Raw genomic sequence first — 18,715 nt, 5'->3', positions numbered from 1 at the left:
CAGAGCGAGACGCATGTCATCATGCCGGCGAGGAGGACGAGCCATGCAGGTGGGATTTCTGGGTCTGGGCCAGATGGGGTCGGCGATCGCCGAGCGGCTGCAGGAAGCCGGGATCGGGCTGCACGTCTATGATCCGCACGCCGCGGCGATGGCACCGTTCGTCGCGCGCGGGGCGATCGGCCATGCCGGGCCCGAAGGGGTGGCGAACGAGGCGCGAATCGTCTTCGCCTGCCTTCCCAACGGCGCGGTGAGCGAGTCGGTGGCGCGCGATGTCGCCCTCGGCGCTTCCATACGGGTGTATGTCGAAATGTCGACGATCGGCAGCCCGGCCCTGGCGAAGGTCCAGGCGACGGTGGAGGCGCATGGCATCACCCTGGTCGACTGTCCGATCTCCGGCGGCCCGAAAGGCGCCCGCGCCGGCACGTTGACCGTCATCGCCGCGGGGCCGGCCTGGGCCAGGGACGAGCTGCGGCCGCTGCTGCACGCGGTCGGCGGCCAGGTGTTCGAGGTGGGGGACAAGCCCGGCCAGGCGCAGCTGATGAAGCTGGTCAACAACCTGGTGAACGCCGCCAACATGGCAACGGCGTTCGAGGCGCTGGTGCTGGGGGCCAAGGGCGGGTTGGACCCGGACCAGATGGTGTCGGTGCTGAACGTGTCCACCGGCCAGAACAGCGCGACGCTGACGAAGGTGCCGAAAGCGGTGCTGACCGGCAGCTTCGACTATGGCGCGGCGCTGGCCACGATGGTGAAGGATGTCGTGCTGGGCCTGAGCGAGGCCGAGGCGCTGGGCGTGCCGATGTGGGTGCACCAGCAGGTCGGCGCGTTGTGGCGCTTCGGCGAGCAGCAGGGCCTGGGCCGGGAGGACTTTACCGCGCTGATCAAGGTGCTGGAGGGCTGGGCCGGGGTGACGGTGCGCAGCCGGGGGTGATCTGCCGGGCCCGATGGTCAGGATGACTGGAGGTCAGGATGACTGGAGGTCAGGATGGCAAGACCGCTTGCTGTCACAGCCCCAGATAGACATCCCTTACCCGCGGATCATTCAGCAGGTCCTTGGCCGCCCCGGACAGGGCGATCTTTCCCGACTCCAGCACATAAGCCCGGTGCGCGATCTTCAGGCTGGCCACCGCGTTCTGCTCCACCAACAGGATGGTGGTGCCCATTCGGTTGATACGGTCGATCAAGGCGAAAAGCTGGCCCACCAGCAATGGCGCCAGGCCAAGAGAGGGCTCATCCATGATGAGCAGCAGCGGCGCCGCCATCAGCGCCCGGCCTATCGCGAGCATCTGCTGCTGACCTCCGCTCAATGTACCGGCGAGCTGGGATTTGCGTTCCAGCAGCACCGGGAAGAGCTCATAGATCCGGTCGATCTCGGTCCGCATGTCCCGGCTCGACAGGCCGCGGGCATAGCTGCCCAGCTTCAGGTTTTCGAGAACGGTCAGCTGCGGGAACAATTGTCGTCCCTCGGCACATTGCACGAGGCGCAATTTGACGATGGCCGAAGGATGCAGCCCGTCCACCCGCTGGTCATTGTATTCGACGCTGCCGTCCCACAAGGGAATGACGCCGGAAATCGCATTGATGGTCGTGGTCTTGCCGGAGCCGTTTGAGCCCAGCAGCGCAACGATTTCGCCCGTTCGCACCTCGAGGTCGATCCCTTCGAGGACGGAGTGCGCACCGTAGCCCGTCCGCAGGTTGTTAAGCCGAAGCAGCGTCGACGGTGCCAAGATACGCCTCCACCACGCGTTCATCGTTCAAGACTTTGCCCGGGTCTCCCTCGCAGATCAGGCCGCCATTGTTCAGCACGGCAATGCGGTTCGAGACCTGCCGCACCAGCCGCATCTTATGCTCGATGAGCATGATGGTGACACCGAGGTCGCGGATACGCCGCAGGAGCGCCATGAGGTCCAGCACTTCCTGCTCCATCAACCCGCCGGTGGGTTCGTCCAGCAGCAGGAGCTCCGGCTCATTGGCCAGCGCCATGGCGATTGCCACGCGTTGCTGCAAGGCGTTTGGCACCTGGCTGGCACGCCTGTCGGCATGATCACGCAGCCCGACGATATCGAGAATCTCCAACGACCGTTCGCGATGCCGCGCTTCTTCGTTTCGGAACAAACGCGTGCGCAGCTCGGCTTGCCAGAGCCCGGTCCGCACCCGCAGATGCCGGCCGACCAGCGCGTTCTCCAGCACGGTCTTATCGGCAAACACCTGTGTCGTCTGAAACGTCCGGCCCACGCCGATCCTGGACACCTGGTGCGGCCGCAGGTTCCTGATGTCGCGGCCCAGTACGCGGATCGATCCCGAGGTCGCCGGCATGACGCCGCTGATCAGATTGAAGAGCGTGCTCTTCCCCGATCCGTTCGGCCCGATGACGCTGAAGATCTCGCCGCGCTCGACGTTGAAGGTAACGTCACGAACCGCCCGCAGGCCCCCGAACGCCTTGGTGACGGTCTGCAGCTCCACGACGACGCCGCTGGTGCTCATCGCGACACACGGGCCCTTGACGGCCGGCGCCGGCCGAACCGTTTCAGCGCCCCGACAATGCCTTCCGGAAGGAAGGTGATGGTCAGAATCAGCAGCACGCCCAACAGGAGAAGGCGGTAATCCTGGAAGACGCGCAGCATTTCGGGAACCGTCACCAGAAACACGGTGCCGACCAGCGGCCCGAGGAATGTACCCATGCCACCGATGACGATGTACATGACGGCGTAGAAGCCGTTCCACAGACCGGCATCGACCGGGTTCAGATAGGTGATGTAGGTGCTGTAGATCACGCCGGCGAGACCCGCCATCGCCGCGCTGAAGCAGAACGCCAGCAGTTTGTAATAGATGAGATTGACGCCCAGGCAGGAGGCAAGCAGCTCATTCTGCCGGATTGCCTCCAAGGCCCTGCCGACCGGCGAGTGGATCATCCGCCAGACGAACAGCAGGCAGACCAGCAGCATGGCGAGGGCCAGGTAGTATTTTGCGATATCCGACTCGAATGTCAGGTGTCCCAAGCCGAACAGCGGAATCGGCGTCGGGGCGGGAATGCTGCTGATGCCACGCGGCCCCTCGGTCAGGTCATCCCATTTTTCCAGGACGAGGCTGACAACGATCCCGAACGACATGGTGCTGACCGCGAAATAATGGCCTTCCAGGCGCAGCGTCAGGACGCCGATCAGGATTCCACCCAGGGCGGCGATGAGCATGGAGGGCGGAATGGTGGCCCAGAAATTCCAGCCGCATTTGGTGACCAGAAGCGCCGATGTGTAGGCTCCGAGGCCGAAAAACGCGCCGTGGGCCAGCGAGAGCAGGCCGGTATAGCCGAGGACGAGGTTCAGGCTGGTGGCCAGGATGCCCCAGATCACCGCCATGATGATGAGGTGGAACAGGTAGTCGTTCGAAACGACATAAGGCAGGACGATCGCCAGCGCCAGAACGCCCGCGATGGCCAGGCCCTGCTTGGAGCGCCGTCCCATCAGCGGTGGGGCTTTCCGAACAGGCCTTGCGGACGGACGGCCAGAACCATGACGAGCACGGCGAAGGCGAAGGCGTCCTTGTAGTCGACCGAGATGTACATCGCCCCCAGCGCTTCGATCAGGCCAAGAATATAGCCGCCGACGATCGCGCCGATGATGCTGCCCATGCCCCCCAGAATGGTGATGACGAAGGCCTTGACGATCAGCGCATCACCCATGGTCGGGTAGACCATCGCCAGCGGGCCGATCAACGCCCCCGCGATGCCGGCAAGGCCGCTGCCAATCGCCATCGTGATTCCAGCGATCCGCTCAGTATGAATCCCGCACAACAGCGCCCCGCGCCGATTCTGCGCGACCGCTCGGATTGCCGCACCCAGCGTGGTGTATTTGATGAACAGGTGCAGCGCCACCATCAGGACGACGGCGACGATCACCACCAGCAACCGCTGCATGGTCAGGTTGGCGCCGAAGATCTGTATCATCTGCCGGTCGTAAGGCGACAGGATACGGCGATACGCCGTGCCGAAGGCAATGAGCGCGAAGTTCTCAAACACCAGCAGCAGACCGAACGCCGAGATAAAGCTGTTGATCCCCGGCGCTTTCGCGATCGGGCGGAAAATCCAGCGTTCAACCCCCAATCCCAGAAGCGCCAGCGCCACGACGCTGCCCACCAGCGCCAGCCCATACGCCTGGTGGAAGAAGGCCGTCATGAAGAAGGCGACGTAGCCCCCCAGCATTGCCTTGGCACCCAAGGCAAAGTGGGGAACGTTCATCACGCCGTAGATCATGGCGACGCCCATCGCAATGAGGGCGTAGATGCTGCCGACCATGATTCCGTTCGCGATCTGCTGGATCAGGAACGTGGAAATTGTCTTGCCTCCGCGTAAGAGCGACCAGCGTGTCGATTATCCTGCTATTTCGCACCCGAGAAGGCGGTTACCTTACCGTTCGACATGATGCCCACCAGAACCGGCATGTCGATGTCGCCCGCCTGGTCCAGGTTGGACATGCTGAACATGGTTTTGGTCGCGGCCAGCGCAGCCGGCATCGCGGCCCTGATCTTCGTGGCATCGTCCACGCTGCCCGCGTCCGAGACCGCCCTGGCCAGCCAGCGCAGACCATCATAGCCAAGCCCGGAAATCTGTTGCGGAGTCAGGTTGAACTTGTCCTGGTACGCCTTCTTGAAGGCAGTGATCGCCGGATCGTCCGCTCCCCACCCGCTCAGTTCCAGGATCGTGCCATTGGTCTGTTCCGCCGGAAGCAGCTTTGCCAGCTCCTCACCCGAACAGGCGGCGGAATTGATGATCGGCCCCTTGAACCCGAGTTCGCGCGCCTGCTTGATCACGATCGCCGAGGGCTGACAGACGGTCGTCAGGACAAGCGCATCCGGCTCATTCGGCAGCAGCGTGGACAATTGCGGGTAGAAATCCGTATCGTTCGCATCATAACTGGCCTTGCCGACGACGGACGCACCGGGAAGCTTGGCCCAATACCGAGCGAAATTATCCGCCCAGCTTTTCCCCAGCTCCGTGTTGACCACCATGATGGCGACCTTCTTGACCGCCTTGCCTTCCTTCTGGAAATACGCATTCACGAGGTTGACCCAGGGCTCCATCGTCCGATCGGTGTTATTCGTGAAACGGACCACGAGCTTGTTGCCCAGCGTCGTGAATTTCGGTGTCTGGGACGTGGCCATCAGCATAAACCCCTGCTGCTGGTTGAATCCCATCATCGGGAACGCCGCCAGGCTGGATGGCGTCATGATCACACGCACCTTGCGTTGTGCCGCAAGCTCCTTGCCACAATTCACGGCTTTGTCAGGCTTGAACTCATCGTCGCAGAACACGGGTTCGATCGTATAGGTCCTGCCGGCGACGGATATGCCACCCGCCTTGTTGATCTCCTCCGCGGCCATCTTGACGCCGTTCTGGAATGCAATGCCGTAATCGGCGCCTCCGCCGGATAAGGGCGTAACGATACCAACGGGAAAGACATCCGCCCTGGCTACCGCATGCAGCGCGAACAACGCAAAGACACCCAGACACAGTGCGGCCGCAGCCTGCTTCAACTTCGCCATGACAGGAGTTTCCTCGGATATGGTTGGTCGGAACGACGGTCCGGTGCACCAGCCCATGCGTGGCATGGATCACACCGGCAAGACGGCAGCCGGCTCAGCCGCTAACGCCGGGCGGGGCAGTCCGTGGCGGGCGCCATCCGGCGCATGGCGCCGTGCCGATGCTGCGGCACGAGACGATTTCCGGCGGCCGCCAGCCTGCTGGTTCGCTGCCTCATGCCTGGTGGTTCCCCCTTTATTGATCATCTGGATTGATCATCCGGCCAGCGTGTCATGACCTTCGCGCACTGTGCAATATATCCGTAATGTGGTCAAACCAGCCGCTCCCCCAGGATGATGTTTCGACACGCCGCCTGGACGCCGCACCAGGGTGGGAATGCGCCGCGCGCGCGAGGTTGGCTACGACAGGAAGGGAAACGCCATGCCAAGTGTCGTTCGTTTCAAAGACCTTGAGCCGTCCTGGAACACCAGGCAGGCGCGGGAGGCCGGCTATATGCGCTGGCTGGTCACCTGGGTCGGCGGACCGGCGGGATATATCAATACCAATCCGAACGACGCGATCCGGAGTTCACATTGCGCCGTGGGACTGATGTATCTACCGCGCGGCCAGCGCCAGGCCGGCAGGCACACGCACGGCGTCACCGAGGTCTATGTCGTCCTGCAAGGCCAGGTGGAAGGTTTCGACGCATCCGGCCACCCTCATCACGCTGGCCCGATGGACTGCATCTACATTCCGGCCGGATGCCCACACGGGGTCCGTAATTCCGGGCTGGACGATGTCGTATTGATCTGGGTCCACGACGGCATCGAGCGTCATGATGCCGCCATCTACTACCCGGACAATCACCAGTTCGGGCATGTGCCCTCGATCCAGGTCGTCCGCTTTGCCGATCTCGAGGCTGCGTATCCGGAACCAGACTCACGCACGCCTGGAACGATGCGGTGGTCGGTCAACTGGGTGAGCGGCCTGGCCGGATCGGTCGCGTGCAATCGCGCCAGCGCCGCCCGCAATGAGAAGATCAGTATCGGCATGACGGTCCTGGAGCCCGGCAATGCCATTCCCGCCTCATCATATCCCGTAACGAGATTATACCTCGTCGTTGAAGGTCGGGCGGTGACCAGGCCCGCGGCGGCCAACATCGTCCTCGACCATCTGGACGGCCTGCATGTGCCGGCGGGGGAGACGGTGGTGCTCCGCAATAACGGCCCGGGTCCACTGCGCTTGCTATGGGTCGACAGCCAGCCGGCCGCCGAGCCCGCGGCGCCGCGCTGATGCCCGTCGCGGGCGAAGGGACGCATAACCGTGGATAACTGCAGACGCTGCCACGCGGACTGGCTGCTTGTCCGCAGCGGACTATAGAGGGAGCGCCTGAAGCTTGCTCCCTCTTTTAATCGGGATCATATGCATCGACGGGGTTGCCACAAGCTTGGTGACGCCCTCTACCTCTGGCCACTTCCAGATCAGCATGGCCACAGCCTGATTTGAAGGCGTTTTCTGATATGCGGGAGCCAAAACGAATCCGTGTAGATTCGCTGATCGCAAAGCAGCTCGCTCTGCGGCGTTCTTTAGGAGCCGGTTATCGCCCGTGAAGAATATCCACCCCGGAGGATCATTACGTAAGTGGGAAATCCACTCCAAATCAGTTGAATGTCGTCCGTTTGGTAAGCCAGGAACGTCCTTAATATGATATGCTCTATGTCCGTCAGAGGATAGAAAGCCATCCAGAGCGGCGGCAGACAGTTATCGAAAAATACGTTCACGCTGCCGCTTGCAGCACCATTCCGACTTCAAAACTGACCGCTCTTCGCACAGATGTTATCGGGACTTCGAACATGCGGGCAGCTTCCGTGATCCCGTGATGTTTGGCCGCGGCGGACAAAACCGCTGTCGGCACATTCGTTGCTGCATCTAATGGCTGCCCGAACCCACGTGCAGGATCGACCACGATCTGTCCCCGTTTCCCGAGCGGCCACCATTGGCGGGGCAGCCCATTATCATCGAAATCGATCGATTTCAAAAGAGGCTCGATAACCTGTCTGAATTCATACTGTTTTGAAAACAGATTAAGAAAGGCTTCTTTTTGCTCGCCATTGGAATCGATGTCGGCAGTTTGAAGGAATATGGTTCTACCATCCGTACGGAACCGGTCCGTAGAGAGCGGCCGATCATCACCAACGACCTCCCGCGCGAGTTGAATGGCCGATCTCACGCGTTGCGGTGAGATTCCAATCTGAATGAATGAATTCGCGATGCGTGCTTCCATAAGGTCGCGAAATCCCAAATACATCTTCCGGTCGTGCAACGTTATTTGCGGGGTCCACAGCGGTTCATAATTTTTATTCTCAATCCGATGGCCGCGCAGCCACCGACTAATTTTTGCCGGTGAAATATGCAGGAGTCGTCCCGCCTCAGCCGGGGTGTAAACTCCAACCCCGATCAACGAGTCCATGCTCTCCTCCATTGGCACAGTAGGTGTGGGTCCTTCCTGCCTGTCAATACCAATCCCAATTGAGGTCCTTGCGTTCCAGTCGCACGCGCGGCCTACGCCGCACCTCAGTCTTCAATCCGGATAATGGGGGGCGCTTCCCTGTGGTGCTCAGCATATTCCAGGATCGCGATTTCTATCAGAGCTGTAACCGATCGCCGCTCCGCCGCCGCAAGCTTCTGAGCCAGTAGCAGTACGTCCTCATCGATCCTGGTGGTGAAGGGTTTTTTAACCATGCACGTGCATTGCACTCGCGATTCCGATAATGCTGCGCATCATATAGGCGTTGCACGTGCAGTGCAATGCCGCCGGACACGGTGCGGGACATTTAGCCAACCCGGCCAGGGCGCGGCTTGACCAACGCGCACAGGGCGCTGATGGCCGAATAACAGGCTCTAGGCACGCCGATGACGTATCAAAGAATTTGGCGCACCCGGAAGGACTCGAACCTCCAACCCCCAGATTCGTAGTCTGGTGCTCTATCCAATTGAGCTACGGGTGCAGACAGGCGGCGGGATGTAGCCGAACCGGCCGGGCCCGGCAACCCCAAAACGTCAGGCGGCCAGCTTGTCCAGCTCCCGCAAAATGGATTCGCCCATCACCGTGGTACCGACCCGCGCCGTGCCGGGGCTCATGATATCCGCCGTCCGCAGCCCGTTTTTCAGTACATTGACGCAGGCGGTCTCGATCAGGCCGGCATCCTCCTCCAGCCCGAAGGAATAGCGGAGCAGCATTGCAAAACTGAGCACCTGGGCCAGCGGGTTCGCCACGCCCTTGCCGGCGATGTCGGGGGCACTGCCATGGATCGGTTCATACAGCGCATGCCGCTTGCCGGAGGGCTGGACCGCGCCCAGCGTCGCCGAGGGCAGCATCCCCAGCGAGCCGGTCAGCATCGATGCCAGGTCTGACAGCAGGTCGCCGAACAGGTTGGAGGTGACGATGACATCGAACTGCCGCGGGTTGCGCACCAGCTGCATCGCGCAATTATCGGCATACATGTGCGACAGCTCGACATCGGGGAACTCCCGCTGATGCAGCGCCGTCACCGTCTGCCGCCAGAACAGGCCGGACTGCATGACGTTCGCCTTCTCCACGCTGCACACGCGGTTCTGCCGCTTGCGTGCCAGCTCGAAGCCGACACGGGCCACCCGTTCGATCTCCGAGGTCGTGTAGGTCTCGGTGTCGTAGCCGCGCCTCTGCCCGTCCGGCAGCGTCTCGACGCCGCGCGGCTCGCCGAAATAGATGCCGCCGGTGCTTTCGCGCACGATCATGATGTCCAGCCCGCGCACCACGTCCGCCTTCAGCGTGGAGGCATCGATCAGCGGGTCGAACACCGTCGCCGGCCGCAGGTTGGCGAACAGGTCCAGCTCCTTGCGCAAGCGCAGGATGGCGATCTCCGGCCGCATGTCGAAGCCCAGCTTCTCCCATTTCGGGCCGCCGACGGAGCCGAACAGGACGGCATCGGCATCCTTGGCCTTCTGCATCGTCGCGTCGGTGATCGGCGTGCCATACGTGTCGATGGCGGAGCCGCCGACATGGTCGTCCGACACCTCGAAGGTGACCAGGCGGCGGCGGTCCATCCAGTCGATGACGCGACGGACCTCACGCATCACCTCGGGGCCGATGCCGTCGCCCGGCAGGATCAGCAGTTTCTTGTTGGCGGCCATCGGCTCGGTCCTTGGTGACGGCGTGGTTACAGGGTCGTGGGCAGCCAGGGCTGGCTTTGCCGGCGCGCGGCCTCGAACCCGTCGATCGAGGTCGCGTGCTGCATGGTCTGCCCGATATCGTCCAGCCCGTTCAAGAGCAGGTGTTTGCGGAACGGATCGATATCAAAGTGAATCTCCTCGCCGTTCGGACGAACGACGACCTGGCGGTCGAGGTCGACCGTGACGCGGGCATTGCCGCCCATCCTGGAATCCTCGATCAACTGGTCGCAGACGGCGCGCGGCAGGCGGATCGGCAGGATGCCGTTCTTGAAGCTGTTGTTGAAGAAGATGTCGGCGAAATCCGGCGCGATGATGCAACGGATGCCGAAATCCAGCAGCGCCCAGGGCGCGTGTTCCCGCGACGAACCGCAGCCGAAATTCTCATGCGCGATCAGAATCTGCGCCTTGCGATACGGTTCCTGATTCAGGATGAAATCCGGCTTCTCCTTGCCGTCCTTGTCGAAACGGAGCGGATCGAACAGGTGCTTCCCCAAGCCGGAGCGCTTGATCGTCTTCAGGAAGCGCGCCGGAATGATCTTGTCGGTGTCGATGTTCTGCATCGGCATCGGCGCGGCAACGGCGGTGAGGGTGGTGAAAGGTTGCATGGAGTCAGTCCCTGCCCTGTGTGGTCGTCGGGTGGAAGGCAATCGTCAACTGCTTCGCGCGCAGGCTGCGACGATGCGCGGCGGGTATGTCTACATCATGTCGAACCGGCGGAACGGCACGCTGTACGTGGGCGTGACAGCCGACCCGTGTTGCTGTTGCCCGCTCCTTCACGCTCATCCCATCAACTGCCGCACATCCGTCAGCCGCCCGGTCACCGCGGCGGCGGCGGCCATGGCGGGGGAAAGCAGATGCGTGCGGCCATTGGGGCCCTGCCGTCCCTCGAAATTGCGGTTCGAGGTCGAGGCGCAGCGCTGGCCCGGCGTCAGCTTGTCGGGGTTCATACCCAGGCACATGGAACAGCAGGGCTCCCGCCATTCGAACCCGGCTTCCAGCAGGATGCGGTCCAGGCCCTCCTCTTCCGCCTGCTGCTTCACCAGGCCAGAGCCCGGCACCACCATCGCCTGCACGCCGTCCGCCACCTTCCGCCCCTTCGCGACCGCGGCGGCGGCGCGGATATCCTCGATCCGGCCATTGGTGCAGGAGCCGATGAAGACGACGTCGACGCCCACGTCCTCCATCCTCTGGCCTGGCGCCAGCGCCATGTATTCCAGCATGCGCAGAAGCTGCGCGCGCTTGGCCTCGTCCGCCTCCTGCGCCGGATCCGGCACGACGCCGGTCACCGGCACGACCTGGCCCGGTGTCGTGCCCCAGGTGACCATCGGCGCAATCTCGGAGGTGGTCAGCTTCACCACCTTGTCGTACTGCGCGCCTGCATCCGTCGGCAGCGTCTTCCAGTAGGCCACGGCCTGCTCGAACGCCTCGCCCTTCGGGGCGAACTCCCGCCCCTTCAGGAAATCGAACGTCGTCTGGTCCGGCGCGATCAGCCCGGCCCGGGCGCCCGCCTCGATCGACATGTTGGAGATCGTGCAGCGCCCGGCCATGTCCAGCGCGCGGATCGCATCGCCGGTGTATTCGATGACATGCCCGTTGCCGCCGGCCGTGGTGATCTTGCCGATGATCGCCAGCACGATGTCCTTGGCGGAACAGCCGAAGCCCAGCGTCCCCGACACATCGACCTGCATGTTCCTCGCCGGCCGCTGCAGCAGCGTCTGCGTGGCCATCACGTGCTCCACCTCCGACGTGCCGATACCGAAGGCCAGCGCGCCCAGCGCGCCATGCGTCGAGGTATGGCTGTCGCCGCAGACGATCGTCGTGCCGGGCAGCGACAGGCCCAGCTCCGGACCGATGATGTGGACGATGCCCTGCCGCTTATCCAGGATCGGGATGTAGGGAACGCCGAATTCCTGAACGTTCTTCTCCAGCGTCTGCACCTGGATGCGGCTGTCCTCCTCCTTGATGTCGGAGGGATTGCGCGAGCCGACCGTGGGGATGTTGTGGTCGGCCACGGCGATCGTCAGGTCGGGCCGGCGCAGCTTGCGCCCCGCCATCCGCAGCCCCTCAAAAGCCTGCGGCGAGGTGACCTCGTGAAGAAGGTGCCGGTCGATGTAGAGAATGCAGGTGCCGTCGGGAAGGGTTTCCACGACGTGGCTGTCCCAGATCTTGTCGAACAGCGTACGCGGCCTGCTGGCGGACATAGTGTCTCCCGGCGATTGACGGTGTTGCTTGGACTGCGTGATTTGGACGAATCAGCGCGACTCTGCAACTGCACCGGTGTTTGCCGCTGGGCAACCCAGCCATGACAGCGCGCCGTTCGCCGCCGCCACGCCGGTGCTGAAACAGGCCTGCAGCAGATAGCCCCCGGTGGGTGCTTCCCAATCCAGCATCTCGCCGGCCGCGAAGACGCCGGGCCGGTCGCGCAGCATCAGCCGCGCATCCAGCGCATCCCAGCGCAGGCCGCCCGCCGAGGAGATCGCCCGCGCCAGCGGCATCGGCGCGTCCAGCCGGACCGGAACGCCCTTGATCAGCACGGCCAGCTCGGACCGGTCGGCGCCGGCATGCAGCGCCTCCTGCACCAGGGCCGCGGCGGCCGGCGCCAGCCCCGCCTTGCGGAGCCGGTTTGCCGTGGAGACCGCCGTGCCCGCGGCGCCGATCCGAGCGGAGAGCGCCGGAAGGGAGAGGTCGGGGCGCAGGTCGATGTGCAGCAACGCCGTTCCCTCGGCCTCGATGGCGTCACGCAGCACCCCCGACAAGGCGTAGACCGCGCCCCCTTCCAGCCCCGCTTCGGTGATGACCGCCTCGCCGGCGGCCCGGTGCGGTCCGTGCCGCAGGACGACCCGCTTCAGCGGCTGGCCGGCGAAGCGGCGGCGCAGATGGTCGGACCAGGCCACGCGGAAACCGCAATTCGCCGGGCGGAACGGCGCGGTCTGCGGGACATGCGCCGTCCAGGCGCCATCGCTGCCCAGGCGCGGCCAGGACGCGCCGCCCAGCGCCAGGATCGTGGCGTCGGGCTGGACCGTAACCAGCCCGTCCGTAACCGGCCCGTCCAGCGTGGCGAAGCACAGCCCGCCGCCGGGGTCCCAGCCCCGCCACCGGTGGCGCGGCGCGATCCGCACCCCCAGCCCTTGCAGCCGCCGCAACCAGGCGCGCAGCAAGGGCGACGCCTTCATGGCGACGGGAAACACATGATGGCTGGAGCCGACGAAGGTCGGCTGGCCCAGGCCGTGGCACCAGTCGATCAGCGCCGATGGTGGGAAGGCCTCGATCAGCGGCGCCAGCCGGACGGCGGCATCGCCATAGCGGCCCAGGAAGCGCGGCAAAGCCTCCGCATGCGTCAGGTTGAGCCCGCCGCGGCCGGCCATCAGCAGCTTGCGGCCGACCGATGGCATCTGATCGTAAACGGTGACTCGCACCCCCGCGCGCGCCAGGACGTCCGCCGCCATCAGGCCGGCCGGCCCGCCGCCGATCACGGCCGCGGTCTTCCCGTCCGGTGTCGCGTCAAGGGTCATGCGGCGCGTTTACGCCAGGCGACCGCGCGACGATAGCGCCGCCAGGCAGCGCGAGCCAGGCGGCGCGGCGCGTGGGTGGCGGCGGACGGAGCGAGCGCGATCCGCAGGGATTCGTCGGCCGGGTTCGTCGAGCGGCTTCGTCGGCCGGGTTCGTCCTCGCATGACGCGGTGGACGTCCGTCCCCGCTGGACCAGGCGCCGCCGGTGCGATAGGCCAGCCGCGGACCCGTTGGCACGGCCCATCGGCACGACCAGCCGGCACGACCCGCCGGCACGACCCCTAGGAGGAACCCATGCGCGAGATCGGACATTACATCGGCGGCGCCCATGTCCCCGGCATCAGCGGCAATACCGGCCCGGTGTTCAACCCCGCTTCGGGCGAAATCATTGCCAAGGTCGCCATGGCCAATGCCGCCGAGGTCGACAAGGTTGTCGCCGCCGCCGCCGCCGCCTGGCCCGCCTGGGCGAATACCCCGCCGCTGCGCCGCGCCCGCGTCATGTTCAAGCTGAAGGACCTGCTGGAGCGCGATCGCAAGGAGATCGCCGCGATCATCACCCGTGAGCACGGCAAGGTGCTGTCGGACGCCGACGGCGAAGTGCAACGCGGCCTGGAAGTGGTGGAATTCGCCTGCGGCATCCCGCATCTGCTGAAGGGCGAATACACCGACCAGGTCGGCACCGGCATCGACGCCTGGTCGATCCGTCAGCCGCTGGGCGTCGTCGCCGGCATCACCCCGTTCAACTTCCCGATCATGGTGCCGCTGTGGATGATCCCGGTGGCGCTGGCTTGCGGCAACTGCTTCGTGCTGAAACCATCCGAGAAGGATCCCTCGGCGGCACTGAAGCTGGCCGACCTGCTGAAGGAGGCCGGCCTGCCGGACGGCGTGTTCAACGTGATCCAGGGCGGCCGCGAGGCGGTGGAGAGCATCATCGCCCATCCCGGCATCGCGGCGATCAGCTTCGTCGGCTCGACCGCCATTGCCGAAACCATCTATCGGGGCGGCACATCGCACGGCAAGCGGGTGCAGGCGCTGGGCGGCGCGAAGAACCACCTCGTGGTGATGCCGGACGCCGATATCGATGACGCGGTCGACGCGCTGATGGGGTCGGCCTACGGCGCGGCGGGTGAGCGCTGCATGGCGGTGTCCGTCGCGGTGACGGTCGGTTCGGCCGGCGACAAGCTGATGGACAAGCTGGCGCCGCGCGTGCGGGCGCTGAAAGTGGCCCCTGGCACGGATCCGGACGCCGAGATGGGGCCGCTGGTGACGCGTGAGCACATGGAGAAGGTGCGCGGCTATGTCGACCTGGGCGTCAGGGAAGGCGCCAGCCTCGTGGTCGACGGACGCGGGCTGAAGCTGCAAGGCTATGAGGACGGTTTCTTCCTGGGCGGCAGCCTGTTCGACAACGTGACGCCGGACATGCGTATCTACAAGGACGAGATCTTCGGACCGGTGCTGTCGGTGGTCCGGGCGCCGGACGTGGCCACCGCGACGAAGCTGATCAACAGCCATGAATACGGCAACGGTGTCGCGTTGTTCACCAATGACGGCGGCGTCGCCCGCGACTTCGCCAGCGCCATCCAGATCGGCATGGTCGGCATCAACGTGCCGATCCCGGTGCCGATGGCGTTTCATTCCTTCGGCGGCTGGAAGCACTCGCTGTTCGGCGACCACCACATCTACGGGCCCGAGGGCGTGCGCTTCTATACACGCTACAAGGCGATCACCCAGCGCTGGACCGCCGGCGCCCGCCGCGGCGCCGAGTTCACCATGCCGACGCTGGGACGGTAGCGCGTTCCGCCATCCCGTCACGCCGGCCGGCCGGCATGGCTGCGTCCCTACAGCCGCGCCATCACCCCGTCACGGAAGCGGCGCATCGCCTCGATCGTTTCGTCGGCGCTGCGCCGCAGCAGGCGGACATCGACAGCGGCGACGCCCAGGTCCTGCAGCGCATGGATATCGCCGATCCAATCGGCGTCGGCGCCGCTGAACATGTCGGGCTCGCCGTCGATCGTCGCGCGCGGCCGCTGGCCAGGCCCGCTCAAGACCCGCAATGCCAGCGTGATCTCCTGCGGGTCGCGGCCGGCGCGGTCGCAGAAGCCGCGGAACCGTTCCAGCTGTGTCTTGAACCGGCCGACCGTGTTCATCGGGAATTGCGGGTTGGTGCCGACCGGATACCAGCCCTGGGCATAGCGCGCCGTGCGCCGCAAGGCCGGCGCGCTCTCGCCGCCGACCCAGATCGGGATCGGCTGCTGCGTCGGTTTCGGCAGGAACGTCACATCGTCGAACTTGACGTACTTGCCGTCGAATGTCGGATAATCCGCGGTCCACAGCTCCCGGCACGCCGCCATCCATTCATCGGTGACATGGCCACGATCGTCGAAGGGCGCGGCGCCGATCGCCTCGAACTCCTCGCGGCACCAGCCGACCCCGATACCCAGTGTCAGCCGCCCTTTCGACAGGTGATCGATCGTCGATAGCAGCTTCGCCGTGAGTACCGCCGGGCGATGCGGCACCACCATCACCGACAGGACGAAGCGCAGCGTCTTCGTCATCGCCGCGATGAAGGCCGTCGCGCCAAGCTGATCGAGCCATGCCGCCTGCGTCCCGGCCGGAAACTCGCCCGTATCGGTATAGGGATATTTCGAGTCCAGGTTCCGCGGCACCATGATGTGATCGCTGATGGTGACGTAATCGAAACCCAGGGCCTCACCCTCGGCAATGATGCGAACGAAACTATCCGGTTCGATCAGGGGCCCCGTCGTCGGGGCGTTGAAGCCGATCCGCATATCTGTCCTCCCTGGCGGTTATTGCCGGGGCAGCATAGCATAAGCGTGGTCTCGGCGAATGGCGGCGGATCGTCCGGCCGGAAGGGGCGGCAGCGCGGATCGCGACGACGGGGGAGAGACGGGCGGTGGAAAGGCGGGCGGTGGAAAGGCGGGCGGGCTCGGCCACGCCGAACCCGCCGCCATCGTTCAATGGCTGCCGCTGGCGCGGCCGGCCGCGTAGCCTTGCTGATACGCCGCCTGCTGGCTCTGCTTCACATGGTCGTAGACCAGGCCGCCGACCAGGCCGGCGCCGGCGCCAATCGCCGCGCCCAGACCCGCATTGCCGGCGATCGCGCCGATCACCGCGCCGGCAGCCGTGCCGCCGACCGTTCCGGTCAGCGCACGCTGCTGGGTGTCGTTCATGCCGGTGCAACCGCCCAGGAGGCCAACCGCGACCAGTGCAACAACGATTTTCTTCATGGTCTGTTGTTCTCCCGCATCACTTCTTGCAGGCGAAGGCCTGAAGGACATACTGCCCGAAACCCTCGGTCGGAGAGGCTTCCAGCACTTTTGGCTTGTCCGCCGCCCAGGTCAGGAAATTCGTGATGGCTTGCGACCGCGTCATGCCGGAATCCTGCTGGCACAGCATCTTCTTCTTGCCGCGCGCCGCGGCATTGTCGATTTCCAGCATGCGGAACGTGCCGACGGCGAAGCCGTGACAATAATTCACCGCGGCAGTGTAGAGCGGATCCTTCTGATCGGCGCTGCACAAGGCCACAAGGTCGGCCGTGCTCTTGAGCAGAAAGTTGTCCTCCGTCACCGGCGCAGCCCAGGCGCCGGTCGTCGCCGCCAGGACAAGACCTGCCGCGGCGAGGGTGGAAAGGCCAGGTTTCATGAGAGTCGTCCCTTCAGTCCGTCTCGCGATGCCGCCCGTTATTGGACCGATCCAGCAGCCGACATCAGCGAATTCTCTAAACTGTATGGTGTCGAAAGGAAAGCGCCGATCACAGCAGGCGCGCCGCCCGCAGGCTGACGCACCGCGTGCGTCCGACGACGATGTGGTCATGCACCACGATCCCCATCGTCGCCGCCGCGCGCTGGATGTCCTGCGTCATCGCCACATCCTCCCGCGACGGGGTCGGATCGCCGCTCGGGTGGTTGTGCGCCAGGATCAGGGCGGTGGCGTTCAGCTCCAGCGCGCGTCTCACCACTTCCCGCGGATAGGCCGGCGCATGGGCGACGGAGCCCCTGGATTGCACCTCATCGGCCAGCAGCCGGTTACGGTTGTTGAGGAACAGGATCCGAAACTGTTCCACCCGCTCCTGCCCCATGACGGCGCGCAGATAATCCAGGACGCCGGGTGAATCACTCAGCACCGGGGCCTCGGCCAGCTTCTGCTTCAGCAGCCTGGCGGCGGCCGCCTGCACCAGCTTCAGCGCCGCCACACCGGCCTCGCCCAGGTCGGGCACCATCAGCAGTTCCGCGGACGGGGCGCCGATCACCGCGGCGAAATCGCCGAAACGCGCCAGCAAGGCCCGCGCGACCGGCTTGGTGTCCCGCCGCGGCAGCGCCAGGAACAGGGCCATCTCCAGCATCTCATGATCAGCCAGCGCGTCCGGGCCGCCGCGCAGCAGGCGCTGACGCATGCGCATCCGATGCCCGGCCGCCCCGATCGCGCTATCGGGCTCTGGCGCCGATGCGAACAGGTCCGGCATGCCGGAGGCATCGGCCAGCCCATGTGACTGCAGGGGTTTCGGCTGCGAGGGTTTCGGCTGCAAGGATTTCGACAGATCGGCTACCCGCTGTTGTCCGCTTCACCGGGCGCGGAGAATAATGCCGAGCGGTTACCAAACTGCTAACAGGGCGCGGGCGACTCAGCCGTCGTAGGGCGGCTTGTCCAGGCCCGCGGGCGAGAGGGTGAAAATCTCGCAGCCGGTCTCGGTCACGCCGATCATATGCTCGAACTGCGCGGACAGGCTGCGGTCGCGGGTCACCGCCGTCCATCCATCGTCCAGCACCTTCACTTCCGGCCGGCCGGCATTCACCATCGGCTCGATCGTGAAGAACATGCCGGCGCGCAGCACCGGCCCCTCCCCCGGGCGGCCGAAATGCAGCACGTTCGGCGGCTCGTGGAAGTTGCGGCCGATGCCATGGCCGCAGAAATCGCGCACCACGCTGAAGCGGTGGCCCTCGACGAAGGCCTGAATCGCATGGCCGATATCGCCCAGCGTGCGGCCGGGCTTCACCATCTCCACCCCGATCATCAGCGACCGGTAGGTCACGTCCATCAGGTTCCGCGCCCGCGTGTTGGGCGTGCCCGCGGCATACATGCGCGAGGAATCGCCATGCCAGCCGTCCAGGATCACGGTGACGTCGATATTCAGGATGTCCCCGTTCTCCAGCTTCCGGTCGCCGGGAATGCCGTGACAGACCACGTGGTTGATCGAGGTACAGATCGACTTCGGATAGCCGCGATAGTTCAGCGGCGCCGGCACGGCGCGATGGTCCAGGATGAAATCGTGACACAGCTTGTCCAGCCGGCCGGTGGTCACGCCCGGCTTCACATACGGGACGATCATATCCAGACATTCCGCGGCCAGATGCCCCGCGGCACGCATCCCGCCGAAATCCTCCGGCCGGTGAATTGTGATCCGCCGCTGGTCTGCCACCCCGTCCATCGTCCTGCTCTGACCCGTCCTGACCCGATAAGCCC

General features: G+C 64.9%; 20 protein-coding genes and 1 tRNA gene. 3 read left to right on the top strand and 18 right to left on the bottom strand.

Translation table 11 applies throughout. The features are described from left to right. Nucleotides 1-43 precede the first annotated feature (43 nt). Nucleotides 44-928 carry an NAD(P)-dependent oxidoreductase gene (locus tag VHC04_RS20885; RefSeq protein WP_325684673.1) on the top strand — a complete coding sequence of 295 codons (885 nt, stop codon included), beginning with the start codon at nt 44-46 and terminating at the stop codon, nt 926-928. Nucleotides 929-1,001: 73 nt separating this feature from the next. Here the strand turns inward: VHC04_RS20885 and VHC04_RS20880 are convergent, their stop codons facing one another. The 5 genes from VHC04_RS20880 to VHC04_RS20860 all read right to left on the bottom strand — a co-directional run bounded on the left by VHC04_RS20880 (nt 1,002) and on the right by VHC04_RS20860 (nt 5,535). Continuing rightward, complete coding sequence (locus tag VHC04_RS20880) at nt 1,002-1,724, bottom strand: ABC transporter ATP-binding protein (protein WP_325684672.1); 723 nt, start codon at nt 1,722-1,724, stop codon at nt 1,002-1,004. Next, nucleotides 1,696-2,481 (bottom strand): ABC transporter ATP-binding protein, encoded by a 786-nt coding sequence (locus tag VHC04_RS20875; protein WP_325684671.1) that lies wholly within the window; start codon nt 2,479-2,481, stop codon nt 1,696-1,698. Before VHC04_RS20875 ends, VHC04_RS20880 begins: the two co-directional genes overlap by 29 nt. After that, nucleotides 2,478-3,458: a branched-chain amino acid ABC transporter permease gene (locus tag VHC04_RS20870; protein ID WP_325684670.1), complete on the bottom strand. Its 981-nt coding sequence runs from the start codon at nt 3,456-3,458 to the stop codon at nt 2,478-2,480. The genes VHC04_RS20875 and VHC04_RS20870 overlap by 4 nt, the downstream gene beginning before the upstream one ends. After that, the gene (locus tag VHC04_RS20865; RefSeq protein WP_325684697.1) at nt 3,458-4,291 is read right to left on the bottom strand and encodes a branched-chain amino acid ABC transporter permease; all 834 of its coding nucleotides are present in this window, start codon (nt 4,289-4,291) and stop codon (nt 3,458-3,460) included. Before VHC04_RS20865 ends, VHC04_RS20870 begins: the two co-directional genes overlap by 1 nt. 80 nt (nt 4,292-4,371) lie before the next feature. Then, nucleotides 4,372-5,535, bottom strand: a complete 1,164-nt coding sequence (locus VHC04_RS20860; RefSeq protein WP_325684669.1) for an ABC transporter substrate-binding protein — start codon at nt 5,533-5,535, stop codon at nt 4,372-4,374. Between the two features lie 418 nt (nt 5,536-5,953). Between VHC04_RS20860 and VHC04_RS20855 the strand changes: the two genes are divergently transcribed. Beyond that, nucleotides 5,954-6,805 (top strand): cupin domain-containing protein, encoded by an 852-nt coding sequence (locus tag VHC04_RS20855; protein WP_325684668.1) that lies wholly within the window; start codon nt 5,954-5,956, stop codon nt 6,803-6,805. Nucleotides 6,806-6,886: 81 nt separating this feature from the next. Here VHC04_RS20855 and VHC04_RS23110 read toward each other — a convergent pair whose 3' ends face one another. From VHC04_RS23110 to VHC04_RS20825, 8 genes are all read right to left on the bottom strand, one after another. Further along, a complete protein-coding gene (locus tag VHC04_RS23110) occupies nt 6,887-7,258 on the bottom strand; it encodes a hypothetical protein (RefSeq protein ID WP_408903843.1) in 372 nt (123 codons plus the stop codon). 31 nt (nt 7,259-7,289) lie between these two features. Then, a complete protein-coding gene (locus VHC04_RS20850) occupies nt 7,290-7,982 on the bottom strand; it encodes a hypothetical protein (RefSeq protein WP_325684667.1) in 693 nt (230 codons plus the stop codon). Nucleotides 7,983-8,086: 104 nt separating this feature from the next. Continuing rightward, nucleotides 8,087-8,254 carry a ribbon-helix-helix protein, CopG family gene (locus tag VHC04_RS23105; protein WP_408903841.1) on the bottom strand — a complete coding sequence of 56 codons (168 nt, stop codon included), beginning with the start codon at nt 8,252-8,254 and terminating at the stop codon, nt 8,087-8,089. Between the two features lie 189 nt (nt 8,255-8,443). Then, nucleotides 8,444-8,520: transfer RNA gene (locus VHC04_RS20845), tRNA-Arg, on the bottom strand. A 52-nt stretch (nt 8,521-8,572) separates the two neighbouring features. Continuing rightward, nucleotides 8,573-9,685 carry a 3-isopropylmalate dehydrogenase gene (gene leuB, locus VHC04_RS20840; RefSeq protein WP_325684666.1) on the bottom strand — a complete coding sequence of 371 codons (1,113 nt, stop codon included), beginning with the start codon at nt 9,683-9,685 and terminating at the stop codon, nt 8,573-8,575. Nucleotides 9,686-9,711: 26 nt separating this feature from the next. Further along, entirely contained in the window at nt 9,712-10,329 is a 618-nt protein-coding gene (gene leuD, locus VHC04_RS20835; RefSeq protein ID WP_325684665.1) for a 3-isopropylmalate dehydratase small subunit, read from the bottom strand. Nucleotides 10,330-10,503: 174 nt separating this feature from the next. Then, complete coding sequence (leuC, locus tag VHC04_RS20830; protein ID WP_325684664.1) at nt 10,504-11,925, bottom strand: 3-isopropylmalate dehydratase large subunit; 1,422 nt, start codon at nt 11,923-11,925, stop codon at nt 10,504-10,506. A 51-nt stretch (nt 11,926-11,976) separates the two neighbouring features. After that, nucleotides 11,977-13,236 carry a TIGR03862 family flavoprotein gene (locus tag VHC04_RS20825; RefSeq protein ID WP_325684663.1) on the bottom strand — a complete coding sequence of 420 codons (1,260 nt, stop codon included), beginning with the start codon at nt 13,234-13,236 and terminating at the stop codon, nt 11,977-11,979. A 292-nt stretch (nt 13,237-13,528) separates the two neighbouring features. Between VHC04_RS20825 and VHC04_RS20820 the strand changes: the two genes are divergently transcribed. Continuing rightward, nucleotides 13,529-15,025, top strand: coding sequence for a CoA-acylating methylmalonate-semialdehyde dehydrogenase (locus tag VHC04_RS20820; RefSeq protein ID WP_325684662.1), 1,497 nt, complete (start codon nt 13,529-13,531; stop codon nt 15,023-15,025). A gap of 47 nt (nt 15,026-15,072) precedes the next feature. On the opposite strand, the gene VHC04_RS20815 is transcribed toward VHC04_RS20820, so the two are convergent. The 5 genes from VHC04_RS20815 to map form a co-directional block, all read right to left on the bottom strand. Further along, nucleotides 15,073-16,023, bottom strand: coding sequence for a TIGR03619 family F420-dependent LLM class oxidoreductase (locus VHC04_RS20815; protein WP_325684661.1), 951 nt, complete (start codon nt 16,021-16,023; stop codon nt 15,073-15,075). Nucleotides 16,024-16,209: 186 nt separating this feature from the next. Continuing rightward, complete coding sequence (locus tag VHC04_RS20810; RefSeq protein WP_325684660.1) at nt 16,210-16,482, bottom strand: glycine zipper family protein; 273 nt, start codon at nt 16,480-16,482, stop codon at nt 16,210-16,212. Nucleotides 16,483-16,501: 19 nt separating this feature from the next. Next, nucleotides 16,502-16,897, bottom strand: a complete 396-nt coding sequence (locus tag VHC04_RS20805; RefSeq protein WP_325684659.1) for a Rap1a/Tai family immunity protein — start codon at nt 16,895-16,897, stop codon at nt 16,502-16,504. A 109-nt stretch (nt 16,898-17,006) separates the two neighbouring features. Then, the gene (gene radC / locus VHC04_RS20800) at nt 17,007-17,717 is read right to left on the bottom strand and encodes a RadC family protein (protein WP_325684658.1); all 711 of its coding nucleotides are present in this window, start codon (nt 17,715-17,717) and stop codon (nt 17,007-17,009) included. A gap of 159 nt (nt 17,718-17,876) precedes the next feature. Continuing rightward, entirely contained in the window at nt 17,877-18,680 is an 804-nt protein-coding gene (map, locus tag VHC04_RS20795; RefSeq protein ID WP_325684657.1) for a type I methionyl aminopeptidase, read from the bottom strand. Between the last annotated feature and the right edge of the window lie 35 nt (nt 18,681-18,715).

This window comes from Rhodopila sp., assembly GCF_035548095.1.
Lineage (GTDB): Bacteria > Pseudomonadota > Alphaproteobacteria > Acetobacterales > Acetobacteraceae > Rhodopila.
The sequence above is the reverse complement of the archived record's forward strand: the minus strand, read 5'-3'. Positions and strand labels throughout refer to the sequence as shown.